Here is a 17,043-nt window from a genome sequence, read left to right as displayed (position 1 = left end):
TTATCCCTTTTTCTCTGTTATTTTAAATTTGCATGAACCGACACTTATTACCTTACCCTTTTTCACAGCCTCTTTTATATAAGTAAAAACACCCTCTACATCATCATTGCCTATTTCTTCTTCTATTATTTTTAAAATATCCTTCTCAGATGTCAGCGTCCAGCTCTTTTCATAATTGTACCTTGTCTCTATTTTCATGTATCGTCTCCATCATCTTCACTCTTGAGCGGCAACTCTTTTTTCGGCTTTAACCCCAGTGCTTTCATATTTTGCGCTCTTTTTATAACATTGCCGCGTCCCGTGCTGAGTCTGTTCATCGCCTTGTCATAAGAGTCCTGTGTTTTTTGCAGGTAGGCTCCTATGTGTTTCATCTCTTCAACAAATAATACAAGTTTGTCATACATCGCTTCTGCTTCTGCGGCTATCTTTTTTGCATGTTCTTCCTGCCTTTGCGTTCGCCAGATGTGCTCTATGGTTCTGAGCGTTACAAGCAGCGTAGAAGGAGATACGACTAAAATATTGTTTTCATATGCACGCTTGAAAAATTCACCGTCTTGTTCAAGTGCCAGTAAGAAAGCCCCTTCAATCGGCATAAAAAGCAGAACAAAATCAAGCGTATTGACCCCTTCAAGTTTTTCATAGTTTTTTGCACTCAGCTCTTTTATATGTGAAGAGATACTTGCAATATGCTCTTTTAAGGCTTTTGCTTTTTCTTCAGGCTCATCCGCATTGACAAACCGTTCATACGCAGTCAGTGAGACCTTGGAATCCACTATGATATCTCTGTTTTGCGGCATATGTATTATGACATCGGGTCTGTAGGTTTTGCCCTCGTTTGATTTGAGTGTGGCTTGGAGTTCATACTCAACACCTTCGCGCAAACCTGACTGTTCAAGTATATTTTCCAAAACCAGTTCGCCCCAGTTTCCCTGCGTTTTGTTCTCACCTTTGAGGGCATTGGTCAGGTTGAGCGCTTCCTGTGCCAGTGTTTCATTCATCATTTTCAGGCGATGCAGTTCATCTTTGAGCAGATGGCGGTCTTTGAGTTCCACTTCAAACTGTTCTCTTGCCTCTTTTGAAAAATTTGTTATCTGTTCACGAAAAGGTTTTAAAAGCAGTTCCAGCTGCTCTTTGTTTGCACTGCTGAACTGTTTTGACTTGTCTTCAAATATTTTATTTGCCAAAATTTTAAATTCCTGTGAAAGTTCTTCTTTTGCTTTTTGTAAAACTTCCAATTTCTCAGCCGATGCTTTCATCTCATCATTGTATCTCGCATTTAAAACCTGCATATTCAATCTCCAACGCATTATAGTCTTCTTTTAGCTGTTCATACGAACCATTGAGTGTAAAATAACTGCTTTGCAACTCTTCTGCCTTTACATGTAAACGTTTGTTCGTGTTTTTTTCTTTTAAATAAAAATATAAAACCAGTAAAAATGAGAGGAGCAAAAAAGCAATAACGACTAAAGAGATGTTTTCATTCATATAAAACCTTCTATAATTTTCTTTTGTGTATTATACTGGATTTTGCCCAGATTTGAAGTCTCAATGCCGTTAAGTTAAGCAAAAAACTGCTGAGAAACTTCTCGGAATCGGTACTTTAGTGCCGACTATGAGCGTTCTTTTATCATTCCAGACCAGACTACAAAAAAATTTACCTGCTCTTTTGTAGCATTATAAACTTAAGTAATTAAAAATATTTGCAACTTTACTGTAAATATTAAAAAATTTAGCTATAATTCCATAAATATTTTAAGGGGAAGATGCCCTGATAGACTTAAAGTGGAAATTTTAGTAGAACTTGCGTCATCTCCTTATGTATAAAAAGGCTTCAAAAGCCTGTTAAAAAAGGATAATGATGCAAGAAACTGCACAAGAAACACAAACAACAACTACAGAAGAACCTACAATCACATTTGATTCGTTAAACCTAAAACCAGAAATACTTAAAAGTGTTAAATTCGCCGGCTTTACAGTCCCCTCTCCTATTCAGGAGCAGGCAATTCCTATCATACTTGAAGGCCGTGATATGGTCGGACAGGCACACACGGGTACAGGAAAAACAGCAGCTTTTTCACTTCCTGTTCTTTCAAACATGAAACTCAACGGCAAAGTGGAGATGCTTGTCATCACACCAACACGGGAACTCGCAACACAGGTCAGTGATGAAATATTCAAATATGGCCGTAATCTGAATGTAAAGACAGTTACCGTATACGGGGGAAGCTCTTATAAGCGTCAACTTGACCTTATCGGTCGCGGTGCAAGTGTTGTCGTAGCAACACCCGGAAGAATGCTTGATCTCTTAAAAAGAAATATGCTCAACAATTTTGCACCGAGTGTCGTTGTACTTGATGAGGCAGATGAGATGCTTGACATGGGATTTTTGGATGACATCACTGAAATTTTCTCTTATCTTCCGACAGACAGACAGACTCTGCTTTTCTCGGCAACTATGCCACAGCCGATTAAAAATCTTGCAAACAAGATTTTAAAAGACCCTGCTTTTGTCTCTATCACAAAAGGGGAGACAACAAATGCCGATATCGAACAGGAGTATTATGTTATTGACGAGCATGAAAGAGATGATGCAATAATTCGTCTTATGGATGCTGAAAACAGTACAAAATCAGTTGTCTTTTGTAGAACAAAATCAGAAGTTGACAGATTAAGCAATGTTCTTTCAAATGCAGGATATCTGGCGAACGGTCTGCACGGTGACATGGAGCAGCGTCAGCGTGAGACTGTTATCAAAGGTTTCAAAAACGACTCTGTCAAAGTCCTTGTGGCAACCGATGTGGCTGCCCGCGGTATACATGTAAGCAATATTTCTCATGTATTCAACTATCATATTCCTTTTGATCCTGAGTCTTATGTTCACCGTATCGGGAGAACAGGACGTGCAGGAACAAAAGGAAAGGCTATCACACTGTTGACACCTTTGGAGTTTAAAGAACTGCAGCGTATCAAACAAAAAGTCGGTACCTCAATGAATCATGCATTCGTGCCAAGCAAAAATGATTTGCGTGAATCTACTGTGGAAAAAATGGTCAAAACAATTGAAGACCAAAAAATATATGATGAGGCACATAAAATTCTTGACCGTCTCAAAGAAGATATAGATGAAGAAAAAATCATGTTCAAACTCATCTCTATGATCCTGGACAGACAGGATATAAAAGGACCGAGCAATATCGGTATTCCTGCTGACAAACTCGCTGCTATCCTGGAACGTGCCGGAAAACGCAATGACAGTCGAGGAAAAGGCGGCAGAGGTCGTGGCGGGTTCCGCGGAAACAGCCGTAACCGTTCGGGCGGAGACAGAAACCGTTCTGGCGGCGAAAGAAACCGTGACGGCGGCGGATACAGAGGCAACAGAAGTTCTTCAAACAGAAACCGAAACAGAGACTAGTTTTTATGGACACTCTCATCATTTATGAAGATGAAAACTTTTTTATAGAAAAAGAAGAGAGTGAAATTCCCTGGCTGAAAATCTTCACAAAAAAGCCTTACAAAGAGCTTGGAGACATGCCAAAAGAGCTGCGCCTGCAGCTCTTTGAAATCTTTGATATCATCGAAGATGAAATGAAAAAATATTACAAACCTTCCAAAATAAATATGGCATCATTTGCAAATATGCTTCCGCGCGTCCATTTACATGTAATGGCAAGATTTGAAAATGACAGCTGCTTTCCTAATCCGATGTGGGGTGAAAAGCTAAGAGATGCTGTTTTAAACCTGCCGGATGAAGCAGAGTTTTATAAAAGAGTTGTTGTAGCTTTAAAACAAATCAGCCTGGGTTAAAACCTAGCCTACGTGCTCTTTTAGAAACGATGCTTTAGCATTTTAACAAAATATCCTCGGAACCGGTACTTTAGTGCCGGCTATTGGCGTTTTTCTGCCACTCTCGCCCGCACTAAAGTACGGGTTCCGAAATAGTTGGCAATTAAGAAGCAAAAAAATATTTTTCGCCTCTCAAGTTCTCATTTTTATTCTAGTTCAAGGCGGATATAAATATATTTGAGGAGCTTACTATAGTAAGTGACGAAAAGATATTATTATCCAACGCAGAAATTGGATAAAAATGTTACTTGAGTGGTGAAAAAGGGATAAGGGCGCTTCCCCAGGTTAATCCTCCGCCAAAGGCGTCAAGCAGCATCAGCTCACCAGGCTCAAGTTCCCCTGATTCATACAGATCATTAATAGCCATCGGAATGGAAGCTCCTGAAGTATTTCCATACTTTTGTACAGTGATTACGACCTGATCATCTCTCATTTTTAAAGCTTCGCCAACAGCTTTGATAATTCTCAAATTTGCCTGATGCGGAATAAAATGTTTGATATTTTCACTTTTTATGTTATTTTCTTCTAAAATTTCTTTAACATCTTTTGTCAGCGTACGCACAGCTACTTTAAAAGTTTCATTGCCTTTCATCTGCATAAAACAGCTTCCCGCTTCACTTTCAAGTGCATCATGTGCAGAACCGCTGCCGCCGTTTGGTGTCATTAGCAAATCTGCATATTGACCGTCAGCACCTGTATGCACATCTATAATAGCTTCACTTTTATCATCTGTTGCAGAAATTACAGCAGCCCCTGCACCGTCACCAAAGAGTATACATGTACCGCGGTCACTGTAATCTGTAATAGCAGAGAGTTTTTCCGCACCGATGATTAAAATGTTTTTTTTCATCCCTGATTCTATAAATGCTTTTGCTATTGCCAAAACATAGATAAAGCCTGTGCACGCTGCAGAAATGTCAAAAGCAGTGGCATTTTTGATACCCAGTTTTGTAGCAATGACTGTTGCGGTTGATGGCATACAAAAGTAGTCGGGTGAAATTGTAGCGGTTATTACCATATCTATCTCAGAGCTTTCTATACCGCTTCGCTCTAAGGCTTTTTGCGCAGCTTTTGCACCTAAATCACTTGTAAATTCATCTTTAGCAGCAATGTGACGCTCTTTAATTCCCGTTCTTTTGGTAATCCATTCATCTGAAGTATCCACCATATGAGAGAGTTCTTCATTTGTAAGTATTTTTTCGGGCACATAGGCACCAATAGAGCGAAATGCAGCGTAAGCCATTTAGATATCCTTTTGTTTTAACTCTTGAAGCCTTGCAATAATATGTCTGTTAACGCCGGTATCTACATAATCAATAGCCTGATAAATTGCATTTTCAATTGCCCTGGCATTACTTTTTCCGTGACTGACAATTGCACAGCCTTTTATACCGATAAGAGGAGCTCCTCCTATTTCGGCATAATCTATCTCTTTTTTTAAAAGTTTGAAAACTTTTCTCATTAACAGTGCACCGGTAATGCGAATAGGAGATTTTTTTATATAGTCTTTAATCAGTTGTGAGATTGTAGAGGCAACACCTTCACTTGTTTTAAGGACCAGATTTCCTACAAAGCCGTCACATGTAATAACATCACAGCTTCCGTTAAAAATATCACCGCCTTCGACATTTCCTTTAAAGCCTTTGTAACCTTCTAAAATTTTGAAGGCTGCTTTTGTGACTTCGTTTCCTTTGGAGTCTTCTTCACCATTGGCTAAAAGTCCGATACTCGGCTCTGCTATACCTAAAACATCTTCTGCATAACAACCGCCCATAACAGCAAATTCTGCCAAATGCTCAGGTTTGGAATCTACATTTGCCCCCACATCCAAAAGAACAGAACGACGCCCTGTTTTTGTTGGCATCAATGTGACAAGTGCAGGACGGGAAACACCCTGCAGGCGACCAAGTCTTAAAGTGGCAAGTGTCATTGTGGCACCACTGTGTCCGGCTGAAACCACACCGTCTGCCTGACCGTCTCTAACTAAATCCACAGCTTTATAGATACTGCTCTCTTTGCGTTTTACTGCATCTGTTGCAGCATCACTCATTGCAATGATATCCTGAGACTCGACAATTAAAATCTTATCTCTATAACGTTTTGGTAACAGAGGTAAAATTTCTGATTTATTTCCTACAAGTATCGGAGTGAATCTTTTCTTTTTGAGTGCTTTTATGCATCCGTTTACAATCGGCTCGGGACCAAAGTCCCCGCCCATTGCGTCAATAGCAATTTTTACCATTGACTACTTATACTCACCGGTAGTTGGGTTAATGTGGTGTGGTAATCTATAAGTTCCGTCTTTATCTTTAACCGGACGGGCTAAAGAAATTTTATAATGAGTTCTTCTCTTCGCTGAACGGGAATGAGAGACTCTTCTCTTAGGTACTGCCATAACTTTTTTCCTTAATTTAATTTTTCAATTGCGCCGTTGAGACGACTAAAGCTTTGCCTCAAACGAGGCAAGAGTTTAAAACTCAATTTCTTCTGGTTTAGAGCAATTTCCACATGAATGGTAATCACTTTTGATAAGTTCGATCTCTGAGTGTAAAATCTCTTCAAGATCCACATTACCGTCCAAAGACTCAACAACATCCAAAAGAGTGCTGCTGTCATCTTCGTATATTCCGTCATTAATGAAAAATTCGACCTCTTCACTAACTTTAAGATTAAAACCCTGCGCACATATATCACAGGATTTTTCCAGTGTTCCACTGATGCTTGCTTTAAGCAGAATCAATTTTGCACTATAGTACTCCAAAAAACCTTTAAAAGTCATTTCATTCGAGGTGACTTCAAAGTCTAAAGGAGTTTTTGTTACTTTTCTAAGCACAATCCTCATCGGATATACTTAAGAAATTTCTCTCTCAGCAAAAAAGAATGCAATTTCATTCGCAGCATTTTCAACCGAGTCACTTCCATGAACTGCATTTGCATCGATATTTTCAGCGAAATCTGCACGGATAGTACCTGCTTCAGCCTCTTTAGGGTTTGTAGCACCCATTAAATCACGGTTTTTCTGCATAGCATTTTCACCTTCTAAAACTGAAACAACAACCGGTCCACTGATCATAAAATCAACTAAGTCGTTGAAAAAAGGTCTCTCGGCATGAACAGCATAAAATGCCTCAGCATCAGCACGGGAAAGCTGTAGTTTTTTTGTTGCTGCAATTCTAAGACCATTGCTTTCAAAACGATCTAAAATTTTGCCTATAACACCTTTTGCAACTGCATCTGGTTTGATTATTGATAGTGTACGTTCCATCAAATCTCCTCTGAAAATATAAAATTAGAATGGAATTGTATCTAAAAAAAGATTGTTTTTAGTTTAAAATGTAAATTTTATGGATTTAAATGAATTAAAAGGAGTGTTATGAGAGCACAGAAGTGCTCTTATAACTATTCTACTACCGGTTCGTGGTTTAAACGCTGTTCTTCAGTAATATCTTCACGGTGCTGTGGACTTGGCCCAACAACATCCCATGTTATACAACCCTCAGTCGGACAAGCAGTAGCACATGCAGGCTCATCATGATGTCCAACACACTCTACACATTTGTCTGGATACACATAATAAATATCCTCACCTGTTGGATTATCATCCTCATCTACGATTGCTTCTACCGGACACTCATCTATACAAGCTCCACAGTTAATACATGTATCATTAATTACAACTGACATTTTATTCTCCTTGTTTTTATTAAAATGCAACTATACACTGTAGACTTTTAAATACAGCTAAAAGCGCTCAGCTAGTTTAAAAACTGTAGTTTATAGGTTACACTTAAACTATATTAGATGCCTAAATACTCTTTTATTGCATCAACTCTGTCTGTTTTTTCCCAGTTGAAACCAAGATTTTCACGGCCGAAATGTCCGTAAGCAGCCGTTTTTCGATAAATTGGCTTTAATAAATCCAGTGATTTGATTATTCCGGCAGGGGAAAGATCAAAAAGCTCTTTTATACAGCTTTGGATTTTCTCTTCTGCCACTATGCCGGTATTGTGCGTGTCAACCATAATTGAGACAGGCTGTACTACACCGATTGCATAGGCAACCTGAATAGTCACCTTGTCACAAGCTCCTGCGGCTACAAGATTTTTTGCAACCCAGCGCGCTGCATATGCGGCTGAACGGTCAACTTTTGTCGGATCTTTTCCTGAAAATGCACCACCGCCATGTGGACAGCTGCCTCCATAGGTATCAACAATAATTTTACGACCTGTAAGTCCGGCATCTCCCTGAGGACCGCCGATTACAAATTTTCCTGTCGGATTGATATGAAAAACAGTGTTTTCATCCATCATCTCCGCAGGAATTACTTTTCGTATCACTTCTGCTATAACATCTTTGTGGATCTGCTCTTGCGATACTTCAGGTGCGTGCTGCGTGGAAATAACAACAGTTTCTACAGAAACAGGCTTCTCGTCTACATACTTTACACTGACTTGTGCCTTTCCGTCAGGACGCAGATAGGGAATAATTCCCTCTTTTCTTACTTCTGCCAGGCGTTCTGTCAAACGGTGGGAGAGGTGAATAGGCAAAGGCATCAGCACATCTGTCTCACGACAGGCATATCCAAACATTAACCCCTGATCGCCTGCTCCGGTTTCTCCTCCGGCCTGATCAACCCCCTGATTGATATCAGGAGACTGTTCTCCTATGCCGTTTAATACTGCAGCTGACCTGTGATCAAAACCATACGTTGCATCGGTATACCCGATATCTCGGATTACTTCTCTTGCAATCTCTTGCATTGGGGCATACGCCGTCGTCTTCAGTTCGCCTGCAATTACACAAAAACCATTTGATACCAGTGTTTCACACGCTACACGTGCATTGGTATCATGCTCAATAATATAATCCAGAATTGCATCACTGATCTGATCTGCCATCTTGTCAGGATGCCCTTCTGTTACAGACTCTGAAGTAAATATATACTCTTTCGTCATCGATTTTCCTTATTGAAGTACAGGGTCCAGCCCCATAAATCGAACGAATTATAGCACACTCTGAAACTTTTATTCTTAATGAGAAAAAATTACAGATAAACTTTAGGGCTGCCCTTTATAAAAGCTGTTAAACTCTTCAAAGAGTTCCGGAAAGTGTTTTTTCAAAGCTTCAGGCTTTTCAAAATAACGCTCCGTGACAACGGCAAAGAATTCTGCCTCATTTGTTGCGGCATAGGCACCTAAAAGCTTGTATTTCCCCCAGTCACGATTTTTCAGGGCAACATCACTGAGTTTGTTAAACTCTCTTGAAAGCACTTTTGCCCACTCGTGATATTTTGCATACGGCAATGGCGGTGTTCCGTCTGCACTGCCGTCAAGAAAGTCTATTTCATGGGCAAATTCATGCAGCAACACATTGTTTTCATGGAGATGATAGGCATCTTTTTTTGCATCATGCCAGGAGATGACAACGGTATCACTTGCTGACTGTCCCTCAAGCAAAAATTCACCTTTGGTGTATATACCACCGTTGGCACTCACCTGCCTGGCAACCATAGTATAAGGATATATCAAAATTGTCGAAAGATTTTCATAACAGGCTGTAAACTCTACATGCAACACCAATAAACAGGCATGAAAAGCAATCACTATTTTCATTTCATCACTCACATCAATATTGATACCTGTAAACTCTTTTGTGTTGATAAAAATCAAAATAGATTTATGTATGCGCTGTTGTTCTTCCTCTTTGAGTCTGTTATAGAGCACAATACGTTTGAGTATTGCTATATATTCTTGACGTATTGGCTGTTCTAAGATTTTTTGCAGTTTTTTTTGTTTGGAGTATGTGTAAATCACATAGGCACTCAGCAATGCAAAGCCGAGACCAAGCATAAGCGTTAAAAGAGCAAAATAGTAGTTCATTCCTAAAAATCGTCTTGTTCAAATTCTTGATCGGCTTTTTCATCTTCAATTCTCTGCAGTTCTTCATCACTGAGCATCATTGTTTTTATCTTTTTTGTCAGATTTGTTTGTCTGGAAGTTTCGTCATGTAGGCATAGGCTCCGTATGCCATTACAATCACAGTGATAATCAGAATGCTTTTTTGCACCGGATTAAATGTCTGAATAGGCTCTTTAATTTTCATCTCACATACTCCGCCAGGGCAGTGTGTTGCCTTATTCTTTTTTACCAGATTAAAAATTTTACATCCCAGACAAATGGAAAAAGCTGCTTCAAAAAAGAGCAGTGCCATACAGATAAGGCACACAAGAACTTTTAGCGGATTTGGCTGAAAATCAAGCACCAGATAATAAAACATCGGCCAGGCTATTATCATGCCCAGTGCCCAGGCAAAGCGTTTTTGTTCGGCTCCGACATATTCCGGTGTCTGATTGCTTACAAAAAAACGTCCCAATAACAGACTCGGAGCATATCGTGGCTGAATCACTCTGAGTGTAAAATCAATAGCAAAAAACGTCACAAAGTATTTAGAAAACACTGCTGTCCCAAGCATCACTCCGTTTGTAAGCCCTATAAATGCACCTACAAAAAGAATTGCCGCGGCAGCTCTTGCTTCTCTCTCATTGAGTACCCGTACATCATAGCCGGGAACTTTTTCGCCATATGCAAAAAATTCTTTTAGTTTTTCCATTTTTTTCCTTCTCTAAATATCCAATTCAAATATCATAAAGTTTTTCATTAAAGTGTCGAATTATACATAATTCGGGTTTAACCTATCAAAACATTTTTCTGTAGTATCTTCATATCGCTGTCAAAATCATACATTATAATCTCGCCTGTCGGTATTTCAAATTGCACTATCTCCTGTGAAGTCATTTTTTCAAGTTCCATTACCAAGGCACGCAGAGAGTTGCCGTGTGCCGAAATCAACACAGTTTTTTTCTCCTGCAGTTGCGAAAAAATCTGCTCTTTATAATATTGCAGCACTCTCTTTTTTGTATCCTGTAAAGATTCTGACAAAGGCAAAAGCGCTCTGTTGACATTCGCATATTTTTTATCATTCCATACACATCTTTTATCGTTTACATGTAAAGGTGGCGGCGGCACGTCATAGCCGCGTCTAACAGCCAGAAATTTTTCTTCTCCATACTCTTTTTTGACTGTATCTTTATCTCTGCCCTGCCAGTCTCCGTAATGTCTTTCATTGAGTTTATAACTTTTAAGCATATTTATATGCTCCCATTCCAGCTCCTGCAGTAATATCTGTGCTGTATGAATGGCACGTTTCAGCCATGATGTAAAACAGATATCCGGATAGATATTATGCTTTTTTAACACTCCGCCGGCTTTTTTTGCTTCATCCCTGCCCTGCTGACTCAAGTCAACATCTGTCCATCCTGTAAAAACATTTTTTTGGTTATATATACTTTGTCCGTGACGCACTAAAACCAACCTTGCTTTGCTCATTAGTCATCTCCCAAATTTTCTGCAAAATAAGAACTTCTTACCAAAATACCTGAAGCTACTGCACGAAATCCCATACACAAGGCATCCTTCTTTCATTTCATCAAAAAACTCCGGCGGGTAATATTTTGCTACCTTATGATGTTTTTGCGTCGGTTGCAGATACTGTCCGAGTGTCAATTCACTCACGCCGACATCCAGCAACTCCTGCATTGTGACCAGCAACTCTTTTTTTGTTTCACCAAGCCCACACATCAAAGAAGACTTTACATGTAAAGGTGAATATCTGGCATAATACTCCAAAACTTTTAATGAACGGTCATAATCACTCTGCGGACGTATACTTTTACTTAATCGTCTGACAGTTTCCTGGTTGTGTGCCAGTTTGTCAGCACCGCTTGTTGTAATTGTCTGCAAGGCATCTTGAGTGTATTTGAAATCAGGCGTTAGAAGTTCTATTTTTATCTCTGGATTTTTCTCTTTTATCGCTTGGACACAGCGTGCGAAATGCCCGGATCCGTAATCTTTCAAATCATCTCTGTCCACCGATGTAATCACAACATACTGCAGCTCTAACTCCTGGACAGCCTTCGCCAGACGTTGCGGTTCATTCATGTCGACAGCTCTGCCATGACCTGTTTTTACGTTGCAAAAAGCACAGGCTCTTGTGCAGGTATCGCCTAAAATCATAAATGTTGCACTGTTTCGCGCATAGCACTCTGCTCTGTTTGGGCAGGCTGCCGCTTCGCATACTGTTGTCAAAATATTTTTTTCCAAAATATCCTGCATATTTTGTAAAATCTCCGGAGCAGGCACTTTGACTTTTGGTTTAAACGGCATCTTCAAAATATTTTCCTATAAATTGTATCATCTGCTCGTTTACTTCTTCTGACGTGAGAATCAAGCCTTCATTTTTTAAAGAAGTCGGTACAATATTTGCCAGGTTACACGGTGAAACCAGTGAATGAAAGTCCAAATCCACATCAACATTCAAAGCAACACCATGCAAAGAAACCCCTCTGGAGTAGCGAAAACCCAAAGAGGCGATTTTACGATTTTGTATATAAAAACCGGGCTTGTTTTTGTCATATCTGACTGCAGGCAGATTTTTCATAAAAAAACTCTCGAAAGCCTCAAGAACTTTTTTATAAAATCGCGCCGGCTGTTTTACCTGAAAACAGAAATAAAAGATGTTCTGTCCCCTCGAGTGACAGGTAACGGAACCCCCTCTGTCGCTTTGCACGGTGGGTACATTGAAATGCCTTTGCTCATCGCTGCCCACTGTGAAAACCGCAGGATGCGAACACAGTATGAGGTGATTTTGTGTATCTTGCTGTGCCTTTACATGTAAAGCGTGCATCTGTCTGTTTGCTGTAACATATGCAATTTCACCCCAGTTATGGACAATCATAACTTAAAGAATGTTCTCTCTAAAGCTTCACTGAATGTCGGATGTCCGAAAATCGTCCGTTTTGCCTGCGCTGCATCCATTTCACCAGCCAAACTCATACCTGCGATGGCGACAAGTTCTTCTGCATTCGGTGCCAGAATTTCGGCACCAAGGATAAATCCTTCCTGATCCGCATATGTAATCATCACGCCTTTTGCAGCATGATTGTATACAGAGTAGGGAAAATGACTCAAAGGAACAATGCTTGATTTTAAACCGTCAGTTTTTCCGACTACAGCATAACTCATAGGCAGGGTGTGTATAAATTTGACAACATGGTCCAGATTGAGAGGACGTGGATTGTTCCCTAAAATGCGCTCTACAACATTTAAAACTTCTGCTCTTGCAGCATGAGCGAGCTGAAGTTTTGCGTTACAGTCCCCTATGGCATAATGATTTTTCAGGGTTGTTTCAAAAAATCTGTCTGTGACAATGCCTTTTTCAACTTGTATCTCTTTACATGTAAGAAAATCAACATTCGGTCTGCGCCCGGCTGCAACAAGCAAAACAGGCATATAGATACTGCTTTTGTCTTCAAAAGTGATATGCACACCTTTTTTTGTACTTTTTGCAGTTTGTATTTTGTGCATCTCAAGAATTTTCACACCGATTTTTTCAAGCTGGTTTTTTACCTCTTTTTGAATAAGCGGGTTTGCGTGTTTTAAAATTTGGTCGTCGCGATTGACAAGTGTTACCTGTGTGCCTGCCGTTGCGAAAAAACCTGCCATTTCCAAACCTATAGCCCCGACACCGTAAATGGCAATTTTTTCCGGCAGCTTTTGCATCATCAGCACCTCATCACTGACGATAATATCCTTGGCATTATACTCTATGCCTTCAGGAATAAAAGCCGAAGAGCCCGTGCCCATGACGATATGCTCTGCTTCAAGAATTTTACCGTTGACTTCTACCTTATGGGGTTCTTTGAGTCGGGCTTCGCCCTCTATTAAATCTACATGCGCACACTGTTTTTTAATTGCCTGCCAGGCATTGTTTATCAAATCTGTTTTTTTCTGAAAAAGCTTTTGCATTGAAAGTGCTGTTTGTCCTTCTAAAATGTCAGTTTTTGACGCATACACAACATTGGCATAATGTAAAAACATTTTTGAAGGAATACACCCCTTATGCAGACAGACACCGCCAAGCTGACGCATATCTTTTTCAACCAAAGCCACTTTTTTGCCGTTTTTTGCCGCAACAATTGCTCCTGCATAGTTCAGTCCGCCACCGATAAAAATTATGTCATACATCTTTCAGTCCTTAAATTGAAGAGGATTTTGTGCCTCTTTCTTGACATCCTGCATAAAGAGTGCTGCCTCATAGCCGTTTATCACTCTGTGGTCTGCACTCAGGGTGAGAGATATCTTCCCATCCTGCAAACTTCCTACCGCTGCGATACCCGAGTCATTTTGTTGATCATTGCATCAAAAGATTCTACACCCAGCATCCCAAGATTTGAAATACCGAAGCTTGATCCCTGCATATCTGCTGCAGTAAAAGAATTTGCTTTGAGCTTTGTTTTAAAGCTTTGCAGTTGTGCCGAAATTTCTGCTATGGAGCATTTGTTCGCATCTTTGACAACAGGCATGTAAAGATTTTTCTTATCTGCCACAGCAACGGCAATAGAGGCATTGGGACTTATAACAAGCGCATCATTTTGCAGGCGTGAACGAAATGCTTCATGTTGCATCATCACTTTTGCAAAAATCTTTATCAGCCAGGCGGTTATGCTGTATGCATCATGCTCCACAAAAAGTTTTGCATCAATATGCTCATACAAACGGTACACAGGCTTTTGTGCAGAAGCCGTCACATTGGCAATAATTGCCTTTTGCATCTGACTCAAAGGCTGTGGCAGGGGTGTTTCATTTTTGTCAATAAACTCCTGCACTTCTGCTTCGTTTATTTTATGGTTGAGTGTAAATCCTGCAAGATCCAAGCCGTACCTGTCCAACAGCTGTAATGCTTTTGGTGTAAAATAATGTTCTCTTAAATATGCCTCCACATCCTTTACATGTAAAGCATCTTTGGCTGTTTTTTGCAAAACACTCTGCATATCGACACCATACTGTGCCGCTCTGGCTCTTGCTTTTGGAGATATGTTGATTGTCTCTTGTGGTGAGTGATGTTTGGCAACAGGTGCTTTGGGTTTTGGTTCTGCCTGTTTTGCCACCGGTTTCTCGACAACTGTTGTTCCTGGCGTTTTTACAACTTTTTCATTCTTACTTTCACTGGTTTGAATCCGAGCAATAACTTTTCCAACAGGAACAACATCACCCTCTTTTGCATTTATTTCTGCAACAACCCCGCTTTTAAAGCTCTGTACCTCCATAATTGCTTTGTCACTCTCAACCTCGGCAATCACATCTCCCACATCTACTTTTTGTCCCTCTTTGACTTTCCAGCTGATAAGCTTGCCCTCGTCCATTGAGTCGGAGAGCTGTGGCATCACTATTTCATACATCGTTTTTCTTACCCCATGCCACTATATCACGAGCAATAGACTCCGGTGTAGGAATACTCAAGAGTTCCAAAGTTCTGTTATAGGGAACTGGCACATCTTTTCCTGCCAGGCGCAAAGGCGGAGCATCCAAGGCATAAAACATCTCTTCTGCCGCCCAGGAAACTATTGTCCTCCGTAGCCTCCTGTTTTATGATCCTCTTCAACCATTACAAGACGGGAAGTTTTTTCTATAGATTTTTTCAGTGTTTCATAATCTACAGGGTTCAAGGAGCATAAATCTATCACTTCGCAGGAACATCCAAGCTCTTTTTCTATCTCTGGGACTGCCAGCATCACATCATCAACCATTTTCAGGTAACTCACAATGGTAATGTCTCTGCCCTCTTTGGCTATTCTTGCCTGAAAAGGGTTCAGTTTTTGTGTAAAATCCACCTCGCCCTTTTTGTTATACAGCAGTTCATGCTCTATAAACACAACAGGATCATCTGACAAAATCGCATATTTGAGTGCATGGTAGGCATAATTGACATCATTCACACTCAACACTCTTAGTCCCGGTACCGCACAGAGCATCTGCTCATAACTTTCACTGTGCTGGGCTGCGAGTTGACGACTCACGCCCTGAGGAAACCGTACCACCATAGGCAATATGATTTTACCGTTGCTCATATAGTGCAGTTTTGCCATGTGGTTGATAATCTGATCAAAGGCAAGCAGAGAAAAATTGCCCGTCATTATCTCTGCTACAGGTCGCAAACCTCCTATAGCCATGCCCACGGCATTCCCTACAATACTCAGTTCCGCTATAGGTGTATCAATGACTCTTTTCTCACCGTATTTTTCCACCAGTCCTTCCGTCACACGAAAACTGCCACCGTAAAGTCCGACATCTTCTCCCAGTGTTACCACCGTATCATCTGCCTGCATCACCTCATCAAGTGCTTTGTTTAAAGCTTCACGATACAACATTTTCACGCTCCTCGTAAAAGAGATGTTCAAACAGAGCATCAGCCTCTGGTTCAGGGGATTCTTCGGCATATTTCACGGCATCTTCCACTTCTTCGTGTGCTTTTTTTTCTATATTTTGTATCTCTTCATTCGTGCAGAGCCATTTTTCATGTAAGGCTTTTTTAAACCTCTGTATCGGATCTCGTGCCTTGCAGTGTGCCATCTCCTGCGCACTTCTGTAACTGTTTGCATCACTGACAGAGTGTCCTTCGTATCTACATGTAAAGGCTTCTACAAAAACAGGACCGTGTCCTGATTCTATCTGTTTTTTTGCCTCACTCACTACCTCATACACAGCTTCAACGTCCATTCCGTCCACGGTATAGGTCATCATATAGGGTTCTGCTTTTTTTGCCTGTTCGCGAAACGGCGCCGTTCGCTGAATATTTGTTCCGATTGCATATTCGTTGTTTTCACACAAAAAAAGCAGGGGAAGTTTGTGTGTGGCGGCAATATTGAGTGATTCAAAAAAAGCCCCGCCGTTTGTAGCTCCGTCACCGAAGATGGCCATCACACCCTCATCTTGTTCCAAAAAAGCTCTTGCATAGGCACAGCCTACGGCATTAGGGAGCTGTCCTCCGACAATGGCATCCCCGCCGTAAAAGAAATGCGCAGGTTCAAAAAGGTGCATAGAACCGCCCTTGCCGCCGCTTACCCCTGTAACTTTTCCAAAGAGTTCCGCCATAACAGCTTTAGGCTCAAGTCCACGGCTCATTGCCATAATGTGTTCACGATAGCCTGAAAAAATATCGCCTTTTTCAAAGGCTTTTACCGCACCGACACTCAAAGCTTCCTGTCCAATATCCAAATGTAAAAATCCGGATATATTGCCTTGCATATAATTCTCTTTTGCCGCATACTCAAAAGCACGTCCAAGAACCATCAGATAGTACATC

23 protein-coding genes are annotated in these 17,043 nt (G+C 40.6%); 2 read left to right on the top strand and 21 right to left on the bottom strand.

What is annotated here, in order from left to right:
- Genes MLC44_RS02915 through MLC44_RS02905 form a run of 3 tightly spaced genes read right to left on the bottom strand, consistent with a single transcriptional unit; the run spans position 1 to position 1,485 of the window.
- Positions 1-198 carry a hypothetical protein gene (locus tag MLC44_RS02915; protein WP_434581167.1) on the bottom strand — a complete coding sequence of 66 codons (198 nt, stop codon included), beginning with the start codon at positions 196-198 and terminating at the stop codon, positions 1-3.
- Entirely contained in the window at positions 195-1,289 is a 1,095-nt protein-coding gene (locus MLC44_RS02910; protein WP_434658432.1) for a DNA recombination protein RmuC, read from the bottom strand. The genes MLC44_RS02915 and MLC44_RS02910 overlap by 4 nt, the downstream gene beginning before the upstream one ends.
- Complete coding sequence (locus tag MLC44_RS02905) at positions 1,261-1,485, bottom strand: hypothetical protein (RefSeq protein WP_434658430.1); 225 nt, start codon at positions 1,483-1,485, stop codon at positions 1,261-1,263. The genes MLC44_RS02910 and MLC44_RS02905 overlap by 29 nt, the downstream gene beginning before the upstream one ends.
- Positions 1,486-1,858: 373 nt before the next feature.
- Here MLC44_RS02905 and MLC44_RS02900 point away from each other — a divergent pair, with 373 nt between their 5' ends.
- Positions 1,859-3,412 carry a DEAD/DEAH box helicase gene (locus MLC44_RS02900; RefSeq protein ID WP_151900973.1) on the top strand — a complete coding sequence of 518 codons (1,554 nt, stop codon included), beginning with the start codon at positions 1,859-1,861 and terminating at the stop codon, positions 3,410-3,412.
- Between the two features lie 5 nt (positions 3,413-3,417).
- Complete coding sequence (locus MLC44_RS02895) at positions 3,418-3,804, top strand: HIT family protein (protein ID WP_151900974.1); 387 nt, start codon at positions 3,418-3,420, stop codon at positions 3,802-3,804.
- Positions 3,805-4,087: 283 nt separating this feature from the next.
- On the opposite strand, the gene MLC44_RS02890 is transcribed toward MLC44_RS02895, so the two are convergent.
- From MLC44_RS02890 to MLC44_RS02805, 18 genes are all read right to left on the bottom strand, one after another.
- Positions 4,088-5,086: a beta-ketoacyl-ACP synthase III gene (locus MLC44_RS02890; protein ID WP_151900976.1), complete on the bottom strand. Its 999-nt coding sequence runs from the start codon at positions 5,084-5,086 to the stop codon at positions 4,088-4,090.
- A complete protein-coding gene (plsX, locus tag MLC44_RS02885; protein ID WP_151900977.1) occupies positions 5,087-6,085 on the bottom strand; it encodes a phosphate acyltransferase PlsX in 999 nt (332 codons plus the stop codon).
- A 3-nt stretch (positions 6,086-6,088) separates the two neighbouring features.
- On the bottom strand, positions 6,089-6,238 hold the full coding sequence (gene rpmF, locus MLC44_RS02880; protein WP_013326319.1) for a 50S ribosomal protein L32: 150 nt from the start codon (positions 6,236-6,238) through the stop codon (positions 6,089-6,091).
- Positions 6,239-6,313: 75 nt separating this feature from the next.
- Positions 6,314-6,685, bottom strand: a complete 372-nt coding sequence (locus MLC44_RS02875) for a hypothetical protein (RefSeq protein ID WP_434658428.1) — start codon at positions 6,683-6,685, stop codon at positions 6,314-6,316.
- 9 nt (positions 6,686-6,694) lie between these two features.
- Positions 6,695-7,108 (bottom strand): nucleoside-diphosphate kinase, encoded by a 414-nt coding sequence (ndk, locus tag MLC44_RS02870; RefSeq protein ID WP_151900979.1) that lies wholly within the window; start codon positions 7,106-7,108, stop codon positions 6,695-6,697.
- A 134-nt stretch (positions 7,109-7,242) separates the two neighbouring features.
- Entirely contained in the window at positions 7,243-7,527 is a 285-nt protein-coding gene (locus MLC44_RS02865; protein ID WP_151900980.1) for a 4Fe-4S dicluster domain-containing protein, read from the bottom strand.
- 113 nt (positions 7,528-7,640) lie between these two features.
- On the bottom strand, positions 7,641-8,798 hold the full coding sequence (gene metK / locus MLC44_RS02860; protein WP_151900981.1) for a methionine adenosyltransferase: 1,158 nt from the start codon (positions 8,796-8,798) through the stop codon (positions 7,641-7,643).
- Between the two features lie 102 nt (positions 8,799-8,900).
- Complete coding sequence (locus MLC44_RS02855) at positions 8,901-9,722, bottom strand: zinc-dependent peptidase (protein ID WP_434658426.1); 822 nt, start codon at positions 9,720-9,722, stop codon at positions 8,901-8,903.
- Between the two features lie 97 nt (positions 9,723-9,819).
- A complete protein-coding gene (locus tag MLC44_RS02850) occupies positions 9,820-10,452 on the bottom strand; it encodes a DUF4395 domain-containing protein (protein ID WP_434658424.1) in 633 nt (210 codons plus the stop codon).
- Positions 10,453-10,529: 77 nt separating this feature from the next.
- Entirely contained in the window at positions 10,530-11,228 is a 699-nt protein-coding gene (locus MLC44_RS02845; RefSeq protein WP_434658422.1) for a 2,3-bisphosphoglycerate-dependent phosphoglycerate mutase, read from the bottom strand.
- Positions 11,229-11,231: 3 nt separating this feature from the next.
- Entirely contained in the window at positions 11,232-12,065 is an 834-nt protein-coding gene (locus MLC44_RS02840; protein WP_434658906.1) for a lipoyl synthase, read from the bottom strand.
- Entirely contained in the window at positions 12,055-12,636 is a 582-nt protein-coding gene (lipB, locus tag MLC44_RS02835; RefSeq protein ID WP_434658421.1) for a lipoyl(octanoyl) transferase LipB, read from the bottom strand. The genes MLC44_RS02840 and lipB overlap by 11 nt, the downstream gene beginning before the upstream one ends.
- Positions 12,633-13,925, bottom strand: coding sequence for a dihydrolipoyl dehydrogenase family protein (locus tag MLC44_RS02830; protein WP_434658420.1), 1,293 nt, complete (start codon positions 13,923-13,925; stop codon positions 12,633-12,635). The genes lipB and MLC44_RS02830 overlap by 4 nt, the downstream gene beginning before the upstream one ends.
- 3 nt (positions 13,926-13,928) lie before the next feature.
- A complete protein-coding gene (locus MLC44_RS02825) occupies positions 13,929-14,054 on the bottom strand; it encodes a 2-oxo acid dehydrogenase subunit E2 (RefSeq protein WP_434658419.1) in 126 nt (41 codons plus the stop codon).
- Between the two features lie 5 nt (positions 14,055-14,059).
- The gene (locus MLC44_RS02820) at positions 14,060-15,139 is read right to left on the bottom strand and encodes a 2-oxo acid dehydrogenase subunit E2 (RefSeq protein ID WP_434658417.1); all 1,080 of its coding nucleotides are present in this window, start codon (positions 15,137-15,139) and stop codon (positions 14,060-14,062) included.
- Complete coding sequence (locus MLC44_RS02815; RefSeq protein WP_434658416.1) at positions 15,132-15,281, bottom strand: hypothetical protein; 150 nt, start codon at positions 15,279-15,281, stop codon at positions 15,132-15,134. Before MLC44_RS02815 ends, MLC44_RS02820 begins: the two co-directional genes overlap by 8 nt.
- A gap of 20 nt (positions 15,282-15,301) precedes the next feature.
- A complete protein-coding gene (locus MLC44_RS02810; RefSeq protein ID WP_434658415.1) occupies positions 15,302-16,108 on the bottom strand; it encodes an alpha-ketoacid dehydrogenase subunit beta in 807 nt (268 codons plus the stop codon).
- Positions 16,095-17,042, bottom strand: coding sequence for a thiamine pyrophosphate-dependent dehydrogenase E1 component subunit alpha (locus MLC44_RS02805; protein WP_434658413.1), 948 nt, complete (start codon positions 17,040-17,042; stop codon positions 16,095-16,097). The genes MLC44_RS02810 and MLC44_RS02805 overlap by 14 nt, the downstream gene beginning before the upstream one ends.
- Position 17,043 lies beyond the last annotated feature (1 nt).

Source organism: Sulfurimonas sp. NW9 (assembly GCF_051132275.1).
GTDB classification, from domain to species: domain Bacteria; phylum Campylobacterota; class Campylobacteria; order Campylobacterales; family Sulfurimonadaceae; genus Sulfurimonas; species Sulfurimonas hydrogeniphila.
The sequence above is the reverse complement of the archived record's forward strand: the minus strand, read 5'-3'. Positions and strand labels throughout refer to the sequence as shown.